12 protein-coding genes, 1 tRNA gene and 1 pseudogene are annotated in these 20,962 nt (G+C 63.2%); 1 reads left to right on the forward strand and 13 read right to left on the reverse strand.

Going from position 1 to position 20,962, the window contains the following annotated elements; all coding sequences use genetic code 11:
- Positions 1-22 precede the first annotated feature (22 nt).
- The 12 genes from HXX15_RS12025 to HXX15_RS12080 form a co-directional block, all read right to left on the reverse strand.
- Positions 23-2,092 (reverse strand): ABC transporter ATP-binding protein, encoded by a 2,070-nt coding sequence (locus tag HXX15_RS12025; RefSeq protein WP_296516286.1) that lies wholly within the window; start codon positions 2,090-2,092, stop codon positions 23-25.
- A gap of 106 nt (positions 2,093-2,198) precedes the next feature.
- Complete coding sequence (locus HXX15_RS12030) at positions 2,199-4,259, reverse strand: FAD-dependent oxidoreductase (protein ID WP_296516287.1); 2,061 nt, start codon at positions 4,257-4,259, stop codon at positions 2,199-2,201.
- Positions 4,260-4,552: 293 nt separating this feature from the next.
- The gene (gene rpoC / locus HXX15_RS12035; RefSeq protein WP_296516288.1) at positions 4,553-8,758 is read right to left on the reverse strand and encodes a DNA-directed RNA polymerase subunit beta'; all 4,206 of its coding nucleotides are present in this window, start codon (positions 8,756-8,758) and stop codon (positions 4,553-4,555) included.
- 150 nt (positions 8,759-8,908) lie between these two features.
- Positions 8,909-13,030 (reverse strand): DNA-directed RNA polymerase subunit beta, encoded by a 4,122-nt coding sequence (gene rpoB, locus HXX15_RS12040; protein ID WP_296516289.1) that lies wholly within the window; start codon positions 13,028-13,030, stop codon positions 8,909-8,911.
- Positions 13,031-13,582: 552 nt separating this feature from the next.
- Entirely contained in the window at positions 13,583-13,954 is a 372-nt protein-coding gene (gene rplL / locus HXX15_RS12045; RefSeq protein ID WP_296516290.1) for a 50S ribosomal protein L7/L12, read from the reverse strand.
- 53 nt (positions 13,955-14,007) lie between these two features.
- Positions 14,008-14,526, reverse strand: a complete 519-nt coding sequence (rplJ, locus tag HXX15_RS12050; protein WP_296516917.1) for a 50S ribosomal protein L10 — start codon at positions 14,524-14,526, stop codon at positions 14,008-14,010.
- Positions 14,527-15,102: 576 nt separating this feature from the next.
- Positions 15,103-16,050, reverse strand: coding sequence for a 2-hydroxyacid dehydrogenase (locus HXX15_RS12055; RefSeq protein WP_296516291.1), 948 nt, complete (start codon positions 16,048-16,050; stop codon positions 15,103-15,105).
- A gap of 86 nt (positions 16,051-16,136) precedes the next feature.
- Entirely contained in the window at positions 16,137-16,829 is a 693-nt protein-coding gene (rplA, locus tag HXX15_RS12060; RefSeq protein WP_296516292.1) for a 50S ribosomal protein L1, read from the reverse strand.
- A gap of 5 nt (positions 16,830-16,834) precedes the next feature.
- Positions 16,835-17,263, reverse strand: coding sequence for a 50S ribosomal protein L11 (gene rplK, locus HXX15_RS12065; RefSeq protein ID WP_296516293.1), 429 nt, complete (start codon positions 17,261-17,263; stop codon positions 16,835-16,837).
- Positions 17,264-17,395: 132 nt separating this feature from the next.
- A complete protein-coding gene (nusG, locus tag HXX15_RS12070) occupies positions 17,396-17,926 on the reverse strand; it encodes a transcription termination/antitermination protein NusG (RefSeq protein WP_296516294.1) in 531 nt (176 codons plus the stop codon).
- Between the two features lie 24 nt (positions 17,927-17,950).
- Entirely contained in the window at positions 17,951-18,142 is a 192-nt protein-coding gene (gene secE, locus HXX15_RS12075; RefSeq protein ID WP_296516295.1) for a preprotein translocase subunit SecE, read from the reverse strand.
- A gap of 281 nt (positions 18,143-18,423) precedes the next feature.
- Positions 18,424-18,499, reverse strand: a tRNA-Trp gene (locus HXX15_RS12080).
- Between the two features lie 248 nt (positions 18,500-18,747).
- Here HXX15_RS12080 and HXX15_RS12085 point away from each other — a divergent pair.
- Positions 18,748-20,706, forward strand: coding sequence for a methyl-accepting chemotaxis protein (locus HXX15_RS12085; protein ID WP_296516296.1), 1,959 nt, complete (start codon positions 18,748-18,750; stop codon positions 20,704-20,706).
- A 128-nt stretch (positions 20,707-20,834) separates the two neighbouring features.
- On the opposite strand, the pseudogene tuf reads toward HXX15_RS12085, so the two are convergent.
- Positions 20,835-20,962 (reverse strand): annotated as a pseudogene (tuf, locus tag HXX15_RS12090) (elongation factor Tu); the annotation flags it as partial.

Below are 20,962 nucleotides of genomic sequence, written 5' to 3' on the forward strand. Positions count from 1 at the left end.
GTTCCGCGGTGACCGAAACATCTCAGTCGTCATCATCCTCATCGTCGTCGTCATCGTCATCGTGCGAATTGCGGCTCTGGTCGTCCCACAGCTTGCGATACACGCCGTTAGCCGCCAGCAGCTTCTTATGCGAGCCGCGTTCGACCGCACGGCCGCCCGAGATCACGATGATCTCGTCCATGTCGACCACCGAGGTCAGCCGGTGGGTCGAGAAGATCATGGTGCGGCCCTTGGCCAGCTTGAGCAACGTCTTGTTGATCGCGGCCTCGGTGGTCTGATCCAGCGCCGAGGTCGCCTCGTCGAGCAGTAGCACTGCAGGGTCGCGGACGATCGCGCGGGCGATCGCGATGCGCTGGCGCTGGCCGCCCGACAGTGTGTCGCCGCGCTCGCCGACCGGGGTGTCGTATTTCTGCGGCAGGCTCATGATGTAGCGATGGATCTCGGCCTTCTTCGCCGCCTGCTCGACTTCCTCGTCGGTGGCGCCTTCCTTGCCGAGCCGGATGTTCTCGCGGATCGACATGTTGAACAACATGTTCTCCTGGAACACCACCGCCATGCTGGCGCGCAGCGATTCCATCGTGACCTTGCGGACGTCGACGCCGTCGATGGCGATACGGCCCTCGTCCGGCTGGTACAGCCGCAGGATCAGGTTGAGCAACGTGCTCTTGCCGGACCCGCTCGGTCCGACGATGGCGATGGTCTTGCCGGCATCGAGCCGCAGGCTGAGATTGTCGAGCACCGGGGTCTCGGCACCCTCATATTTGAAGGTGACGCGTTCGAACGAGATGTTGTTGGTGATGCGCGGCAGCTCCGGCGCGCCGGGACGGTCGGTGCCCGGCGTCGGCTCGTCGAGCAGTTCCTGGATATGGCGCACCGCGGCCGCCGACTGGATCGACAGCGGGATGAAATGCATCAGGTGGGCGATGTTGTAGGACACCTCCCAGAACGCGCTTTCGAAGGTGACGAAGGTGCCGACTGTGATCTGACCCTTGGTGGCGAGATAGGCGCCGAGCGCCAGCACCACGAGGTGCAACAGCAGCACCGAAATCGTGACCGAGCGTTCCACCATGGTCGACAGGAATGTCGCCGAGGCGATCTTCCGCCTGGTGTCGTCGTTGCGCAGCCTGAAAAAGCCGAACATCTTGCGCTGCAGGCTGAACGCCTTGATCACCGCCTGCGCGGCGACGTTTTCCTGCACCACGCCGAGCAGCGCGGATTCCTGGACCTTCTGCTCGTAATTGGCCTGTACCGCCTTCGGCGTCAGCATCCGCGGGCCGATCAGCGTGATCGGAAACACCAGCAGCGCGACCGCGGCGAGCTGCCAGTTCAGGAATAGCATCAGAATGATGCCTGCGATCAACTCGAGAAACGGCAGCAATCCGGTGTTATTGAAGGATTCGACCGCGCCGCCGAACGCCGACATGTCGATCGAGAACCGCGACAGGATTTCGCCGCGCTTGGTGCGCCCGAAATAGGACGACGGCAGCCGCTGGACGTGGTCGAACAGCTTGCTGCGGACGTCCGACAGAACCGACGCGACCAGCCGTGCGTCCCACCGCTCGTACCAGACCGCGACGATCGAGGTGACGATCCCCGCCGCCCCCAGCACCGAGAGAATCAAGATCAACGCTTCGAAATCTTCCTCGCCGAGCGCATCGTCGATCAGGAATTTCAGGCTGAGCGGCATGATGACGTTGAACAGCGTCTCGACCACCACGCCGAACAAGACGAACGCCAGCATCTTCCTGGAGTTTTGCAGGAACGGCCGGACGAAAGCGAAATTGGTGGCGAGCGCGCCGGCGGCCTCGCGCGCGGTGAAGACGACGAGTTCCTCGTCCTCATCATCGTCGTCGAGTTCGTCTTCGTCGTCCTCGTCTTCATCCTCGTCGGCGTCGGCGGCGGCGGCCACCGGCGCCGGAGCAACGGCGGGCTTCTTCTCGATTGGCAGCGGTTTCAGGCTGGGAACCGGCTTCGCCGCGGGGCCGACCGGGAGAGCGAATTTGTCGTCAAGCGGCGAGACCGGGGAATCGGCCGGCGCGGCCTTGTCCTTGTCGTCCGGCATTGCTGGCTTCTTGGGTGGCTTTCGCGCCATGACACAACCGTTGGTGGACGGTCAGCACGACCGCGAATCTCCGTGACCTGGCCGGCCACGGCATCGATCCTACGCGATCAAAACCGGCCCGGCAAAGCCGTCGGGCTCAATCCTCGTCCGCGACCTTGTCAAAGAAGGAATAGCGCAGACTCTCGCTGTCGGCATACCAGGACGCTGGTCCCTTGTCGGCTTTCAGGGCGGCTTCCCACAGCGCGTCAGTGCAATCGTTGCGATGCATCGACAGGTCGAAGCCGTTGTTGAAGAACAATTCCGACCATTCCCACCAGGTGCCGAGCTTCTTGACGCCACGCAGCAGGTCGTAGCGATCGATCACGCCGGGTTCCATGTCGCTGGTCACCGAACCGAACACCAGCCCGGTCTTGACCACGCGATTGAGCTCGCGAATCGCCTTCACCACCCGGTTCTCCGCGACATGGCACAGGCTGCTCTCGAACACGAAATCGAACTCGCCGTCCTGGAACGGCAGATCGACGATCGACCCCAGCAGGTTGAACGGCTTCAGGGCGTCGGGGGTCTTGGCGTGAATGAAACGGTTGTTCTCGATCCCCCAGGCGTCGATGCCGCGCTCGCGCAGCGCGCCGACCAGTTCGCCGCTCGCCGAACCGGCCACAAGCAACTTGTAGCCGCCGGGCCTGTCCCAAACGATACGGATCTGATCCATCAGATAGTCGGGCGCGTTGAACCGGCTCCAGACCTCGCGATACGGCCCGAGGCCGCGATAATTCTCGAAATAATCCCGATCGATCTTGTCGGAGACCGGCTTGCCGGCTTCGGCGCGAGAGCGGGCGCGGCGCAGCTTGATGGTCTCGGTCAGGATGATGTCGGTCGCAGCGTCCGCCGAGTCGAACAATCCGTTCAGCGTCGAGTCGAACAGATAGTCGCCGACCACCACCAGCCCGGGATAATTCTTCGGCTCCGGTCGATGATTGGTCATGACGTCGCGCACCGGCAGCCCGCCGGGAATCGCATTGACCGACGACAGCCAGCGATGGGTCTTGCCCTCCATGAAATGGTCGCGCGCGTTGCCGAGCGACGCCGGCAGCGTCTTCAGCGCCTGGTCGATCAATTCCTGGTCGGTCAGATTGGAATAGGCCAGCGCGTCGGAACCGGCGACCAGCCAGTTCAGCACGCCGTATTTGCCGACGTCGTGGCGCGAGCCCTCATTGTAGACGCAGCAGCCGCCGAACGCTTCCGACATGAACCAGGAGCCTGGGATCTTGTCGCCCCAGAACGGCGAGTCGAACAGGATCGAGATCCGCAGATAATGCGCCGGGCGGTCGAAATAGGCGACGTGCTTGACCATCGCCTTGCGCAGCTTCTCGTCGCCCCAGCCGATGGTGGCGAGCCAGTTGTGCGGCAGGCACATCAGCACCAGGTCGAAATTCTCGGTCTCCGGCCCCTTGCCGTTCATCATGTCGAGTTGGTAGCGGCCACCGTCGGTCTTGCCGACCTTGAGCACGCGGTGGTTCAGCTTCACCTTGGCGTCGACTTCGGAATGCAGGCAGGACACCAATTGCTCGTTGCCGTTCTGGATCGAATACAGGCCGATATAGCCGTCGATATCCATCACGAAGTTCTTCAGCGCGTTGAGCCCGTTGGTGTTGTAGCTTTCCGTCGCGATATCGGAGCGCGCCATCACCTTGAAGAAGCGCTTGGCGACCGGGTCCTCGATTTCCTTATCGAGCAATTCCTCACAGTTGATCCAGGCCCAGGGATGTTCGTTATCGTGGGCGCCGACGCCCTCGTAATATTCCAGCGGCGACACCTTGGTGGCGCACAGCTTGCGAAACGCCTCGATTGCGTCGGCGGTCTTGTCGCCGTATTTCTTGCGCATCCCCGGCACGTCGTTGAGCAATTCGCCATCGAGCTGCACCTGCTCGGCGTCCATCGGAATGGTCTGCAGGCCGAAATGCTGCACCAGCTCCCGCAGCGGGTCCGGGCCGGTCATCGAGTAATCATACAGTTCGGCAACGCCAGCCTCGTAGATCGCGGGCGCGCTATCGAATTTCTGGGTGACAATCTTGCCGCCGATCCGATCGGAGGCCTCGAAAATCGTGACCCGGCACAGCTCGCCGAGCTTCTTCTTCAGATACCAGGCGCTCATCAGGCCGCCCGGGCCGCCACCAACGATTGCAAGATCAAACATACTTGTTCTTTCGACACGTCATGCGCGTGCTGCCGGCGCGGCGACACCGCATTTCCACCCCTCAGGGATCCGGAAAGTTCGCCGAACCGGCAACGAACCTCGATTCGTCGCCAATTGAGCCGGGAATATGGGTGATCAGCGATCGCCGGTCCGGATTCCGTCAGTGGCCAATAGCAAGAGCGCTTTTCACCTGAAGGGAAGATGAATGAAGTGTAATCAACGCAAGAATCCGACCGAAACGCAAGAAAAAGGCCGGCTTGCGCCGGCCTTCTTGATATTGCGTCGCAGTAACCTTACTCCGCCTGCGGCTGCGGCAGCGCCAGCGGCTCTGCCTCCGGGGCCGTCGGCACGATCGTCGCCTGCTTCTCGCGTTCGTCGAGGATCATCTTGTCGCGCTTCACCGCGACTTCGCGGATCTTCGCCATCGAGGCGCCGGTGCCTGCCGGGATCAGCCGGCCGACGATGACGTTTTCCTTGAGGCCTTCCAGCGGATCGACCTTGCCGTTGACGGCGGCTTCGGTCAGCACGCGGGTGGTCTCCTGGAACGACGCCGCCGAGAAGAACGAGCGGGTCTGCAAGCTCGCCTTGGTGATGCCGAGCAGAACCGGCGTTCCCGTGGCGATCTTCTTGCCCTCTTCCTTCGCCCGCGCATTGAGCTGGTCGAACTCGATCTTGTCGATCTGTTCGCCCGAGATCATGTCGGTCTCGCCCTGGTCGGTGATCTCGACCTTCTGCAGCATCTGGCGAACGATCACCTCGATGTGCTTGTCGTTGATCAACACGCCCTGCAGCCGGTAGACCTCCTGGATTTCGTTGACCAGATAGGCGGCGAGTTCCTCGATGCCCTTGATCGCCAGAATGTCGTGCGGCGCCGGATTGCCTTCGACGATGAAGTCACCCTTTTCGACGATGTCGCCATCCTGCAGATGGATGTGCTTGCCCTTCGGAATGAGGTACTCGCGAGTCTCCTCGTTCTTGTCGAGCGGCTCGATCGAGATCCGGCGCTTGTTCTTGTAGTCGCGTCCGAACCGGATGGTGCCGGCGATTTCCGCAATGATGGCGGCGTCCTTCGGCTTGCGGGCCTCGAACAGTTCCGCCACCCGCGGCAGACCGCCGGTGATGTCGCGGGTCTTGGCGCTTTCGGTGGAGATACGCGCGAGAATGTCGCCGGTCTTCACCTTGGCGCCGACGTCGACCGACAGAATGGCGTCGACCGACAGCATGTAGCGGGCCTCGCCGCCGCGGGCGAGCTTCAGGATCTTGCCGTCCTTGCCCTTGATCACGATCGCCGGACGCAGATCCGCGCCGCCGCGGGTCGAACGCCAGTCGATCACGATGCGCTTGGCGATACCGGTGGACTCGTCGAGCGTTTCCGAGATCGACTGATCCTCGACCAGATCCTCGAAGTCGATGGTGCCCTCGACTTCGGTCAGCACCGGACGGGTGTAGGGATCCCATTCGGCGATGCGCTGACCGCGCTTGACCATATCGCCCTCGTCGACGTGCATGCGCGCGCCGTACTGGATGCGGTGGGTCGCACGCTCGGTGCCGTCGGCGTCGGTGATGGCCACCACCATGTTGCGGACCATCGCAACCCGGTGACCTTCGCCGTTCTTGGCGATCGCGATGTTCTTGATCGTGATCTTGCCGTCGAAGTTGGATTCGATCACCGACTGCTCGTTGATCTGCGCCGCGCCGCCGATGTGGAACGTCCGCATCGTCAGCTGGGTGCCCGGCTCGCCGATCGACTGCGCCGCGATCACGCCGACCGCCTCGCCGTGGTTGACCGGGGTGCCGCGGGCGAGATCGCGCCCGTAGCACTTGCCGCAGATGCCGTTGACCAGTTCGCAGGTCAACGCCGAGCGGATCTTCACTTCCTGGATGCCGGCCTGCTGGATGGCGTCGACGTGAGTCTCCTCCATCAGCGTGCCGCGCTTGACCACGATCTTGTTGGTCACCGGATCGCGCAGATCCTCGCCGTTGGTGCGGCCGAGAATGCGCGACGCCAGCGACGCCACCACGGTGCCGGCATCGATGATGGCGCGCATCTTGATGCCGAGCTTGGTGCCGCAATCGTCCTGCGTGATGATGCAGTCCTGCGCCACGTCGACCAGACGCCGCGTCAGGTAGCCCGAGTTCGCGGTCTTCAACGCGGTGTCGGCGAGACCCTTGCGGGCGCCGTGGGTCGAGTTGAAGTATTCGAGAACCGACAGGCCCTCCTTGAAGTTCGAGATGATCGGCGTCTCGATGATCTCGCCCGACGGCTTGGCCATCAGGCCGCGCATGCCGGCGAGCTGACGCATCTGCGCCGGCGAACCGCGGGCGCCCGAATGCGCCATCATGTAGATCGAGTTGATCTGGGCTTCGCCGCCCTTCGGGCTCTTCTTGACGGCGGAGATCTCCTTCATCATCTCCTTGGCGATTTCCTCGGTCGCCTTCGACCAGGCGTCGACGACCTTGTTGTATTTCTCGCCGTGGGTGATCAGACCGTCATTGTACTGCTGCTCGAAATCCTTCGCCAGCGCGCGGGTGGTATCGACGATCCGCCACTTCGACGCCGGCACCACCATGTCGTCCTTGCCGAACGAGATGCCGGCCTTGAACGCGTTGTAGAAGCCCAGCGCCATGATGCGGTCGCAGAAGATCACCGTCTCCTTCTGACCGCAGTGACGATAGACCTGATCGATCACGCCGGAGATTTCCTTCTTGGTCATCAGCTTGTTGACGACGTCGAACGGCATCTTGATCGACTTCGGCAGCACCTGACCCAGCATCGCGCGGCCGGCCGTGGTGTCGTACCACTTGGCGACGTGCTTGCCGTTCTCGTCCAGGCCCTGCCAGCGATACTTGATCTTGGTGTGCAGGTGGATGACCTTGGCGTGCAGCGCGTGCTCGATCTCGGCCATCTCGCCATAGAGCTTGCCCTCGCCCGGCAATCCTTCACGCAGGATCGACAGGTAGTACAGGCCGAGGACGATGTCCTGCGACGGCACGATGATCGGCTGGCCGTTCGCAGGATGCAGGATGTTGTTGGTCGACATCATCAGCACGCGGGCTTCGAGCTGCGCTTCCAGCGACAGTGGCACGTGGACCGCCATCTGGTCGCCGTCGAAGTCGGCGTTGAAGGCGGCGCAGACCAAGGGATGCAGCTGGATTGCCTTGCCTTCGATCAGCACCGGTTCGAACGCCTGAATGCCGAGGCGATGCAGCGTCGGCGCGCGGTTCAGCAGCACGGGATGCTCGCGGATCACCTCGTCGAGGATGTCCCAAACTTCGGGACGCTCTTTTTCGACGAGCTTCTTGGCCTGCTTCACCGTGGTCGACAGACCCTTGGCGTCGAGCCGCGAATAGATGAACGGCTTGAACAATTCGAGCGCCATCTTCTTCGGCAGGCCGCACTGATGCAGCCGCAGTTCGGGACCGACCACGATCACCGAACGGCCCGAATAGTCGACGCGCTTGCCGAGCAGGTTCTGACGGAACCGGCCCTGCTTGCCCTTCAACATGTCGGCGAGCGACTTCAGCGGGCGCTTGTTGGCGCCGGTGATGACACGCCCGCGGCGGCCGTTGTCGAACAGAGCGTCGACGGCCTCCTGCAGCATCCGCTTTTCATTGCGGATGATGATATCCGGCGCGCGCAGCTCCATCAGCCGCTTCAGCCGGTTGTTGCGGTTGATGACGCGGCGGTAGAGATCGTTGAGATCCGAGGTCGCGAAGCGGCCGCCGTCGAGCGGCACCAAGGGACGCAGGTCCGGCGGAATCACCGGCACCACGGTCAGGATCATCCATTCCGGCTTGTTGCCCGAATAGCGGAACGCCTCGACGATCTTCAGCCGCTTGGCGAGCTTCTTGTGCTTGATCTCGGACTCGGTCTCCTGCATCTCGACGCGCAGCTGCGCATCGAGCTTCTCGAGTTCGAGACCCTTCAGCAGCTCACGGATCGCCTCGGCGCCGATCATGGCGGTGAAGGAATCCTGGCCGTATTCGTCCTGGGCGCGGAGGAATTCCTCCTCGCTCAATAGCTGGCGGTCCTTCAGCGCAGTGAGACCCGGCTCGAGCACGACGTAATATTCGAAATACAGGATCCGCTCGAGGTCCTTCAACGTCATGTCGAGCAACTGCCCGATCCGCGACGGCAACGACTTCAGGAACCAGATGTGGGCAACGGGGGCAGCGAGCTCGATGTGGCCCATGCGCTCGCGACGGACGCGGGAGAGCGTCACTTCGACCGAGCACTTTTCGCAGATGATGCCCTTGTACTTCATCCGCTTGTACTTGCCGCACAGGCACTCGTAGTCCTTGATCGGCCCGAAGATGCGGGCGCAGAACAGACCGTCGCGCTCCGGCTTGAAGGTACGGTAATTGATGGTTTCCGGCTTCTTGATCTCGCCGTAGGACCACGACAGAATCTTTTCCGGCGACGCGATCGAGATCCGGATCTGGTCGAACACCTGCGCCGGCGTCGTCGGATTGAACAGACTCATAATTTCTTGGTTCATCGTCTTCTCCTCGCGTGCCGATCGTCACCGGCAGCAAATTCGAAATTCAGTGTCGCCCCGCGCCGCGCTCAACGTCCGAGCACGGTGCGAATGCCCGGCCCATCCGCGCGAAGATGGCTTCGCGCCGATGGCCGGGCATGACGCGTGTTGTTACTCGGCCGCCTCGGACGTGGTGCCACCCGCCTTGGAATTGTGCAGATCGACGTTGAGGCCGAGCGAGCGCATTTCCTTGACCAGCACGTTGAACGATTCCGGGATGCCGGCCTCGAAGGTGTCGTCGCCGCGCACGATCGCCTCGTACACCTTGGTACGGCCGGCGACGTCGTCCGACTTCACGGTCAGCATTTCCTGGAGCGTGTAGGCGGCGCCGTAAGCCTCTAGCGCCCACACTTCCATTTCGCCGAACCGCTGTCCGCCGAACTGCGCCTTGCCACCCAGCGGCTGCTGGGTCACGAGCGAGTACGGACCGATCGAACGGGCGTGGATCTTGTCGTCCACAAGGTGGTGCAGCTTGAGCATGTAGATGTACCCAACCGTCACCTTGCGGTCGAACTCGTCGCCGGTTCGGCCGTCATAGACGGTCGATTGTCCGGAGGCGTCGAGCCCCGCCAGCTTCAGCATCTCTTCGATATCGGCTTCCTTGGCGCCGTCGAACACCGGCGTCGCGATCGGCACGCCGGGCTTCAGGTTGCGCGCGAGCTCCAGCAGCTCGGCGTCGTTCAGCGACTTGATGGTCTCGTCGTCGCCATAGATCTTCTTCAGGGTCTCGCGCATCGGCTTGAGATCCTGCTTGGCATAGTAGGCGTCGATGGTCTGGCCGATGCGCTTACCGAGGCCGGCGCAGGCCCAGCCCAGATGCGTCTCCAGAATCTGACCGACATTCATCCGGCTCGGCACGCCGAGCGGATTGAGCACGATGTCGGCATGCGTCCCGTCTTCAAGGAACGGCATGTCTTCGATCGGAACGATCTTCGACACCACGCCCTTGTTGCCGTGACGACCGGCCATCTTGTCGCCGGGCTGGATCTTGCGCTTCACCGCGACGAAGACCTTGACCATCTTCATCACGCCGGGCGGCAATTCGTCGCCGCGCTGCAGCTTCTCGACCTTGTCGAGGAAGCGCTGTTCAAGGCCCTTCTTCGATTCGTCGTACTGCTTCCGCATCGCTTCGATTTCAGCCATCAGCTTGTCGTTCGGCGAAGCGAACAACCACCACTGCGACTTCGGATATTCCTCGAGCACCGCGCGGGTGATCTTGGTGTCCTTCTTGAAGCCCTTCGGACCGGCGATGCCCTGACGGTTGTCGAGCAGGTCGGCGAGACGGCCGTAGACGTTACGGTCGAGAATCGCCTGTTCGTCGTCGCGGTCCTTGGCGAGGCGTTCGATCTCTTCCCGTTCGATCGCCAGTGCGCGCTCGTCCTTGTCGACGCCGTGCCGGTTGAAGACGCGGACTTCGACGATGGTGCCCTGCACGCCGGGCGGCACGCGGAGCGAGGTATCGCGGACGTCCGATGCCTTTTCACCGAAGATGGCGCGCAGCAGCTTTTCTTCCGGCGTCATCGGGCTTTCGCCCTTCGGGGTGATCTTGCCGACCAGAATGTCGCCGGCGCGGACTTCGGCGCCGATATAGACGATGCCGGCTTCGTCGAGGTTCTTCAGCGCTTCTTCCGAGACGTTCGGAATGTCGCGGGTGATTTCCTCGGGCCCGAGCTTGGTGTCGCGGGCCATGACTTCGAATTCCTCGATGTGGATCGAGGTGAAGACGTCGTCCTTGACGATCCGCTCCGACAGCAGGATCGAATCTTCGAAGTTGTAGCCATTCCACGGCATGAACGCGACCAGCACGTTGCGGCCGAGCGCGAGTTCGCCGAGGTCGGTCGACGGACCGTCCGCGATTATGTCGCCCTTGGCGACCATGTCGCCGACCTTCACCAGCGGGCGCTGGTTGATGCAGGTCGACTGGTTGGAGCGCTGGTACTTCATCAAGCGATAGATATCGACGCCCGACTTGGTCGGGTCGAGATCGTCGGTGGCGCGGATCACGATTCGGGTCGCGTCGATCTGGTCGATCACGCCGGTGCGGCGCGCGGCGATCGCCGCGCCCGAATCGCGCGCGACCACGCCTTCCATGCCGGTGCCGACGAACGGCGCCTCGGCGCGCACCAACGGCACGGCCTGACGCTGCATGTTGGAGCCCATCAGCGCGCGGTTGGCGTCGTCGTTCTCGAGGAACGGGATCAAGGCCGCTGCGACCGAAACCAGCTGCTTCGGCGACACGTCCATGTAATCGACCTTGTCGGCCGGGATCAGCAGCACGTCGCGGGTGCTGCCGTCACGACAGACGATCAGGTCTTCGGTGAAGCGACCCTTGGCGTCGAGCGTGACGTTGGCCTGCGCGACCGCGTAGCGGCCCTCTTCCATCGCGGACAGATACACCACCTCGTCGGTGACGCGGCCGTCCTTGCACTTGCGGTACGGCGTCTCGACGAAGCCGTATTTGTTGACGCGCGCGAAGGTCGCGAGCGAATTGATCAGGCCGATATTCGGGCCTTCCGGCGTCTCGATCGGGCAGATCCGGCCGTAATGGGTCGGATGCACGTCGCGGACTTCGAAGCCGGCGCGCTCGCGGGTCAGACCGCCGGGGCCCAGCGCCGAGAGACGGCGCTTGTGGGTGATTTCCGACAGCGGGTTGGTCTGGTCCATGAACTGCGACAGCTGCGACGAACCGAAGAATTCGCGCACCGCGGCGGCGGCGGGCTTGGCGTTGATCAGGTCCTGCGGCATCACGGTGTCGATGTCGACAGAGCTCATCCGCTCCTTGATGGCGCGCTCCATGCGCAGCAGGCCGATGCGGTACTGGTTCTCCATCAGCTCGCCGACCGAGCGGACGCGGCGGTTGCCGAGATGGTCGATGTCGTCGATTTCGCCACGGCCGTCGCGCAGACCCACCAGGGTCTTGATCACCGCGAGGATGTCTTCCTTGCGCAGCGTGCGGTGGGTGTCGGGCGCGTCGAGTTCGAGGCGCATGTTCATCTTGACACGGCCGACTGCGGACAGGTCGTAGCGCTCGCTGTCGAAGAACAGCGACTGGAACATGTTCTGCGCCGAATCGATGGTCGGCGGCTCGCCGGGACGCATCACCCGGTAGATGTCGAACAGCGCGTCCTCGCGCGTCATGTTCTTGTCGGCCGCCAGCGTGTTGCGGATGTAGGCGCCAACATTGATGTGGTCGATGTCGAGCAGCGGCAGTTCCTTGTAACCCTGCTCGTTGAGGCCCTTCAACGACTTCTCGGTGATTTCCTCGCCGGCCTCGGCGTAGATTTCGCCGGTCTTCGGGTTGACGAGGTCTTCGGCCAGATAGTTGCCGATCAGCTCCTCGTCGGTCAGCCGCAGCGCCTTGAGGCCCTTTTCCTGGAGCTGGCGGGCGGCGCGGACGGTCAGCTTCTTGCCGGCTTCGAGCACGACCTTGCCGGTGTCGGCGTCGATCAGATCGTTGACGGTCGAGTAGCCGCGGAAGCGGTTGGAATCGAACGGAACGCGCCAGCCTTCCTTGATCTTCTTGTACTGAATCTTCTTGTAGAACGTGTTGAGGATCTCTTCGCCGTCGAGGCCGAGCGCGAACATCAGCGACGTCACCGGAATCTTGCGGCGACGGTCGATGCGCGCGAACACGATGTCCTTGGCGTCGAACTCGATGTCGAGCCAGGAACCGCGATACGGAATCACACGGGCGGCGAACAAGAGCTTGCCGGACGAATGGGTCTTGCCCTTGTCGTGGTCGAAGAACACGCCGGGCGAGCGGTGCATCTGCGAGACGATGACGCGCTCGGTGCCGTTGACGACGAAGGTGCCGTTCATGGTCATGAGCGGAATATCGCCCATGTAGACGTCCTGCTCCTTGATGTCCTTGACCGAGCGGGCGCCGGTTTCTTCGTCGATATCGAACACGATCAGGCGCAGCGTCACCTTCAGCGGCGCAGCGTAGGTCATGCCGCGCTGGCGGCACTCATCGACGTCATATTTCGGCGGCTCGAATTCGTAGCGGACGAATTCCAACATCGAGGTGTTGGAGAAATCCGAGATCGGAAACACCGACCGGAACACCGCCTGCAGACCCTCGTCGAGCCGTCCTCCTGGGGGTTCGGCGACCATCAGAAATTGGTCATAGGATGCCTTCTGAACCTCGATGAGGTTCGGCATTTCGGCGACTTCCCGAATGTGTCCGAAGAACTTGCGAACGCGTTTGCGACCGGTGAACGTCTGCTGCGCCATCGTGGCCTCTCATTTCGTCGCCCGTGGGGGCGAACCTTCCGAAGCGCGATTGGCATCGCCCCCGGGTTGAATACCGACACATCCGAAACTCAGCAGCCCGATGTCAGGAACTAATTCCTAATTCCGAACCTTACAAATCCCGAACGCAAAACGACGTGCGGGGCGCCTGACTGCACCCGCCCGTCAAAACTATCTCGTCACAGACCGAAAAAGCCCGAAATTGCTGATCTCCCAACGGTTGCACGGAGACGTCGCCATCTCCACCGCCACCGCGCTTTCGTGCTACCGACCCAATATGGGACGGCAAATGTGGAGATTCGAGGGGTTTTCCCGCAAATCCCCACACAATCCTGTGTACGGCCTGCCTGCCCGACGCGCCGGGCTGCCCCGTCATCGCCGTTCTGGCTGCCAGGCCGGGTTGATCCCGGCGCTGGCTCTAGTCTCGTCCGACCCACCGTCATGGCCGGGCTTGACCCGGCCACCGACGTGCTGGTTTATCGCGATCCCGGATCTGGCGATGCCCGTCCGGGATTTCGCTCCAGTAACCCGTGGTTACTTGAGCTCGACCTTGGCGCCAGCCTTCTCGAGCTGGGCCTTGATCTTCTCGGCTTCGTCCTTGTTGACGCCTTCCTTGACGGCCTTCGGCGCGCCTTCGACCAGGTCCTTGGCTTCCTTGAGGCCGAGGCCGGTGATGGCGCGGACTTCCTTGATGACTTCGATCTTCTTCTCGCCGGCGGCGACGAGCATCACGTTGAACTCGGTCTTCTCCTCAGCCGGAGCAGCGGCGGCAGCGGCCGGACCGGCCACCGCAACGGCGGCAGCGGCGGAGACGCCCCACTTTTCTTCGAGCAGCTTGGCGAGTTCGGCGGCTTCGAGCACGGTGAGGCCCGAGAGGTCGTCAACAATCTTCTGTAGGTCAGCCATTGATCTGTTTCCTTAAGCGTATCAGTTCGAACCAGGGTTGAATGCGAAGGGCGTCAGGCCGCTTCGCTCTTAGAGGCATAGGCCTGAACAACGCGCGCAAGCTTGGCCGCGGGCGCAGTCGTGAGCTGTGCGATCTTGGTCGCCGGCGCCACAAGGAGGCCGAGCAACTTCGCGCGCAGTTCATCGAGCGAGGGCAGCGCGGCCAGGGCCTTGACGCTGTCGACGTTCAGGACGGTGGTGCCCATCGAGCCGCCGAGAATGACGAAGTTTTCGTTCGTCTTGGCGAATTCGACGGCAACCTTCGGCGCAGCCACCGGATCGTTGGAAGTAGCGATCACGGTCGGCCCCTTCAGCAGGGAGCCGATGGCAGCGACGTCTGTGCCTTCAAGAGCAATTTTGGCGAGACGGTTTTTCGAGACCTTCACCGACGCGCCCGCCAGCTTCATCTGCGTACGCAGTTTCTGCATCTGGGCGACGGTGAGGCCGGAATAATGGGCGACGACCGCAACGCTGGTGGTCTTGAACAGACCGTTCAGCGCTTCGACCGCGTCCTTTTTTGCCGCTCTTTCCACAGCAAGCTCTCTCCGGTTGGCGGCCTCTGCACGCAGGCAGGACCGCCGGGTTGCACCCATCGTCCTGCCAGAACCTGACCTCAAGACACACGGTCTTCGGACACGCCGGGCGAGACGATATTGAAAAGCCTGCCCTCCCGAACCGTTTCCGGCGCGGGGTGTCGAGGTTCGAACCCTATCCGCTCCTCGCCGCTTGACGCGACGAAATGCAAAATCCGGTCTTCACCCGTCTATGCTGGCTGAGAGATTAAGCCGTTGATGAAACTTGCGTTTCCTCGCGGGCGCCAGCAGTCTCGGACAGGATCGGGATCATCCTGGCAGCCATCGCTGGCCAACCTGGCGACCCCTGCCCGCATCCATCCGAAACGACAGGTCCTCTTCCTTCGAGCCATCCATGCGGAATGTCTTGAAGGAATGGTCTCCTATCGATTTGGGTTTTCAGAATGCGTGCACGAACGCGCCAGCAACGGCCAGCACGCCCGGAACCGTGCTTCTAACGAGTCTTTAACGACTTGCCAAGAGGCTTTTTCGTCGGCGGCACGATTTTGGCATGGCCCCGAGGCGGTGCCCACCCGCTCACTTCACCGCATAGGGCAGCGGCCGCCCGTCGAAGAACGACGCCAGATTTTCGATCACGCAATCCTGCATAGCGACATGCGCCTCCTGGGTGTGGCCGCCGATATGCGGCGTCAGCACCACGTTCGGCAATGCGCTGAGTGCATCCGGCGCGTGCGGCTCGACTTCGAACACATCGAGCCCGGCCCCGGCGATCGCGTTGTCGGTCAATGCCGCCAGCAATGCGGCCTGGTCGATCACCGAACCGCGCGAAATGTTGATCAGCGTGCCGTCGGCGCCGAGCCGCCGCAGCATCGCCGCGTCGATGATGTGCTGGGTGTCGGCACCGGCGCGCACCGCGATCATCAGCACGTCGCACCATTCCACCAGCGCGGCGAGGCTCGGATAATACGGGTACGGCACGCCGTGCCGGCTACGGCTGTGGTACGCGACCTCGGTCTCGAACACAGCGGCACGCGCCGCGATCTTGCGCCCGATCTCGCCCATGCCATAGACGCCGATCCGGCGGCCCGGCAGGCCGCGCGGCGGCCGCAGCAGCGGCGACGGCTGCGCCTGGGCCCAGCCGCCGGAGCGCACATAGGCGTCGGCCGGCAATAGCCGCCGGGTCACCGCGAGCAGCAGCGTCATCGCCAGATCGGCCACCGCCGAAGCGTTGGCCGCCGGGCTGTTGCCGACCACGATGGCGCGGTCGGCGGCGGCCTTGAGATCGACGCCGTCATAACCGGTGCCGTAGCAGATGATCGCGCCGAGCGCGGGCAGCGTATCCAGCACGTCGCGCCCCAGCGGCTGCCCGCCGGCGGTGATCAGGGCGCGGACGCCGGCGAGCTGTTCGGCGTTGAACGAATCGGCTGGCGGCTTTCCCGCGGCGTCGATCAGCTCGAAGCGTTGCGCGATCCGCGCCATCATCGCTTTCGGAAACCGGGAATAGATCAGAACCGTGTCGGCCATCGCGCGATCGTCCCATTCGAGCAAAAAGAAAGGGCGAAACCGGGAACCCCGATTTCGCCCTGATGTGTTGCTGGCCGTGCGCCGGCTTAGCCGAGAATGGTGCCCGGCTCGACCTTGACGCCCGGACCCATCGACGACGACACCGCGACGCGCTGGATGTAGGTGCCCTTGGCACCGGCCGGCTTCGCCTTCGACACCGCGTCGGCGAGAGCCTTGATGTTCTCGACCAGCTTGTCCTCGCCGAACGAGGCCTTGCCGATGCCGGCCTGCACGATGCCGGCCTTCTCGACGCGGAACTCGACGGAACCGCCCTTGGCGCCCTTGACCGCGCCGGCGACGTCCATGGTGACGGTGCCGATCTTCGGGTTCGGCATCATGCCGCGCGGGCCGAGCACCTTACCAAGGCGACCGACCAGCGGCATCATGTCCGGGGTGGCGATGCAGCGATCGAAGTTGATGTTGCCGGCCTGGACCTGTTCGACCAGGTCTTCGGCGCCGACGACATCGGCGCCGGCGGCGCGGGCTTCGTCAGCCTTGGCGCCACGCGCGAACACGCCGACGCGCAAGGTGCGGCCGGTGCCGTTCGGCAGCGTCACCACGCCGCGGACCATCTGGTCAGCGTGACGCGGATCGACGCCGAGGTTGATGGCGACTTCGATCGTCTCGTCGAACTTCGACGTGGCGCGTTCCTTGACCATCTTGATGGCGTCGGCGAGCGGATAGAGCTTCTCGCGGTCGATGCCTTCGCGGGCCTTCTTCAAACGTTTTCCGATTGCCATGACCGTTACCCCGCGACCTCGACGCCCATCGAACGGGCGGAGCCCTCGACCATCTTCATGGCCGCTTCAATGGTGTCGCAATTCAGATCTTTCATCTTCGCCGTGGCGATCTCGCGCACCTGCGCCGAGGTTACCGCGCCGGCCTTGTCGCGGCCCGGCATTTTGGAGCCCGACGTCAGCCCGGCCGCCTTCTTGATGAAGAACGACATCGGCGGCGTCTTCAACTCGAAGGTGAAGGAGCGATCGGCGAAGATCGTGATCACCACCGGAATCGGGGTGTTCTTTTCTTCCTTCTGGGTCTGCGCGTTGAACGCCTTGCAGAATTCCATGATGTTGAGGCCGCGCTGACCAAGCGCGGGACCGATCGGGGGCGACGGATTCGCCGCACCCGCCGGCACCTGCAATTTCAGGTATCCGGTCACTTTCTTTGCCATCGTCACTCCTCATGTTGGTCCGGAGATATTCCGGAGCTTCACAGGACCGTGGTCAGGCTCGCGCGGATGACTGGCGATCATCCGAAGCCTCCCACGGCATTCCCCTCGCGCCTTGCGGCGCGAGGTAAGCGATCAGACCTTCTCGACCTGACCGAATTCCAGTTCCACCGGGGTCGCCCGGCCGAAGATCGACACCGCGACCTTGACCCGCGAACGGGCCTCGTCGATTTCCTCAACCACGCCGGAGAACGATGCGAACGGGCCATCGGCCACCCGCACATTCTCGCCGATCTCGAACGACACCGACGCCTTCGGCCGCTCCACGCCTTCCTGCACCTGGTGCAGGATGCGCATCGCTTCGGCCTCGGAGATCGGCATCGGCTTGTTTTCGGCGCCGAGGAAGCCGGTGACCTTCGGGGTGTTCTTGATCAGATGAAACGCCTCGTCGGTCAATTTCATCTTCACTAGCACGTAGCCCGGGAAGAACTTGCGCTCGGCGTCGATCTTGCGACCGCGGCGCACTTCGGTGACCTTCTCGGTCGGCACCAGCACCTGCTCGAACAGGTCCTCGAGACCGCGCTGCTTGGCCTGCTCGCGAATCGACTCGGCGACCTTCTTTTCGAAGTTCGAATAGGCGTGGACGATGTACCAGCGCATGCTCATGATGTCAGTTCCGTGCGCTTGTCATTAGTGGATGCCGAGCAAAAAGGTGATCAGAACCCGGATGATCTGATCGGCAGCGAAGAAAAAGATCGAAGCCAGCGCCACCATCACGAACACCATGATGGTGGTGATCACGGTCTCGCGACGCGACGGCCAGGTCACCTTGGCGGTCTCGCTCCGCACTTCCTGCAGGAATTTGAACGGGCTGAAAGCCATCGTGATGATCCGCGTCCGTCGTCAGACGATTGTCGGTTTCAAGGAATCCAAACAGCCCTCTTGCGCCCAACCCTTGATCCAAGGATGAGCCGCCAAGCGGGCTCTTTTGTTTCGGGAAATCAAAGCCGCGTCGGAAATCCGTCAAAGCGGGCCGACAGCGAGTGCCGCTTTCTAGGTCGAGACGGGCCAAAGGTCAAGGTCGGCCGGCATCGAAGGGCGACCGCAGCGGCGCCCGTCGCCAGCCCCCGGCGCAAATCGAAACGGGAGCCCAATCAATAAGCTGGCAGGGGCGGTAGGGCTCGAACCTACGACAACCGGTTTTGGAGACCGGTACTCTACCAACTGAGCTACACCCCTATCGGCCGTCCTCTATAGCGAATGGATTTGCCGCCGTCACGTCCCCCTTTTGGCAAACGCGGTCGATCTTGCAGGCTGCGGAACCGACCTGCCCCAATCGTCTTGGGCGGGCCCCGGGCTCGGGGTCCATCCTCGATTGCGGGTCTTGTTGCGAACAGAAGCGCTTCCAGAACCTTAATCGAACGTTGACCCCTGCCCCGGTAAAACCACAGCAATAATAACAGTCAGTTGCATCTCGGAGGGCCTCGGTGCTCAATATCAAGTCGATTTCGGTTCGGATCATGGTGGCGATTTCGCTGGTGGGGGCGATCTCCTGCGCGGCGCTGGCCGGCTTCGGCATCTGGCGCCAACAGGTCGCGGTCGACCTCGCGCTGGAGCGCGAATTGCGCGCCGACTACGCCAATATGCTTGCGGCGCTGGAAGGCGAGACCCGCAAGGCGCTGGTGGTCAGCAACGCTCTCGCCACCATGCCGCAACTGAAGGATCTGGTTCGCGCCGGCGACCGAAATGGCGTCGTCAAGCTACTCAAGGACGCGCTGCGCGACATCGAGCCGCTCGGACTTGAGCTGATCACCATTCAAACGCCGCCGGGCATCGCCTTCGCCCGCGTGCACAAGCCCGAAGCATTCGGAGACGATGTCGCCGCCCGGCGCAAGACGGTCGTGCAGGCGTTCCAGACCAAGAAACAGGTTGGCGGCATCGAAGCCGGCCGCGACGCATTGAACGTATTCGGCACCACGCCGATCATGGATGGAGCAACCTTGCTCGGAACGATCGATATCGGCGCCCCCTTTGGCGAGACCTTCGTCAAGACCACGAAGGCGCGCTTCGGCATTGATGTCGCGATCCATCAATTGACCGACGGTGCGGTGAAGACGCTGGCGACCACCCTGTCCGGCGCGGCGCCAACCAAGGCGCTGCTGGAGCGCGCGCTCGGCGAAACCATCATCCAGACCGGCGATGCCGAGGGGCGTCCGATCGCCAGCACCTACGGGCCGATCAAGAATTTCTCAGGTCAGCCGGTCGCGGTGGTGGAGATCGTCCGCGACACCAGCGGTTACCAGGCCCTCGCCCGCCAATCGATGATGTGGTTCGCGGCCGTCACCGCGTTCGCCATGCTGATCGCCGCGCTGATCGCGGCCTGGCTCGGCCGCGGCCTGGGGCAGCCGATCCGCAAGCTGGAAGAGGCGATGGGGCAGATTTCGGCCGGTACCCTCAACGTCGTTGTCCCCGGCGCCCAACGCAGCGACGAAATCGGGTCGATGGCCCGCGCCGTCGGAGTGTTCAAGGACGGCCTCGCCGAGACCGGCCAGTTGCGTGCCGCACAGGAACAGCAGCGGATTGACGCCGAAGGGGATCGGCGCAAGACCCTACAGGCGCTGGCGACGCGGTTCGAAGACGGTGTCGGCAGTGTCGTTGCCGCGGTCGGAACCGCCGCCGTGGAGCTCCGCACCACCGCGCAGTCGATGGCCGCCACCGCCGAGGAATCGGTCGGCCAGACCACCGCCGTCGCCGCGGCCTCGGAAGTCGCGACCCAGAACGCCCAGGCGGTGGCCGCGGCGATCGAGCAGCTCAATGCGTCGGTCAACGAGATCGCGCAGCGCGTCAATGAATCCGCCAAGGTGTCGGGCTCGGCGCTGGATCAGGCCAACAACACCAATGCGCAGGTCAACGGGCTGGCGGAGGCCGCGCAGCGGATCGGCGACGTCGTCAAGCTGATCAGCGAGATCGCGGCGCAAACCAACCTGCTGGCGCTCAACGCGACGATCGAAGCCGCCCGCGCCGGCGAATCCGGCCGCGGCTTTGCGGTGGTCGCCTCCGAGGTGAAGGCGCTGGCAACCCAGACCTCGAAGGCCACCGACGAGATTTCCGCCCAGGTGACTGCGATCCAGAATGCCACCAAGGTCTCGGTCGAAGCGATCGGGGGCATCACGTCGACGATCGGCCGGGTCAGCGAAATCGCCTCCGCGATCGCCTCCGCGGTGGAGGAGCAGAGCGCCGCCACTCGCGAGATCGCGCAGAACGTCAGCGAGGCGGCGCGCAGCACCGGAGAGGTGTCGCAGAATATCGTCGGCGTCACCGAGGCCGCGCATCAGACCGGCGAGGCCGCCGCGCGGGTGGTCGATTCCTCCGCGGAACTGTCGCGCAACGGCGAAACGCTGCGGACCCAGGTCGAGGCGTTCCTGCGCGAGGTCCGTGCCGCTTAAGTCAGATCGGCGCCCCCTGGATTGTTTCGCAGCCGGGCCGTCCTACGTGCCGCCCTCCGCTCGCAATGACGCATGAAAAAGGGCGCAAGTGCATCACGCACTTGCGCCCTTTTCTTTGACTGAAGTGCTTACTCGATGATGCTCGCCACCACGCCGGCGCCGACGGTACGGCCGCCTTCGCGGATTGCGAAGCGCAGCTTTTCTTCCATCGCGATCGGCACGATCAGGTGAACTTCCATGGCGATGTTGTCGCCCG

The organism is Rhodopseudomonas sp., from assembly GCF_013377015.1.
GTDB lineage: Bacteria > Pseudomonadota > Alphaproteobacteria > Rhizobiales > Xanthobacteraceae > JARJEH01.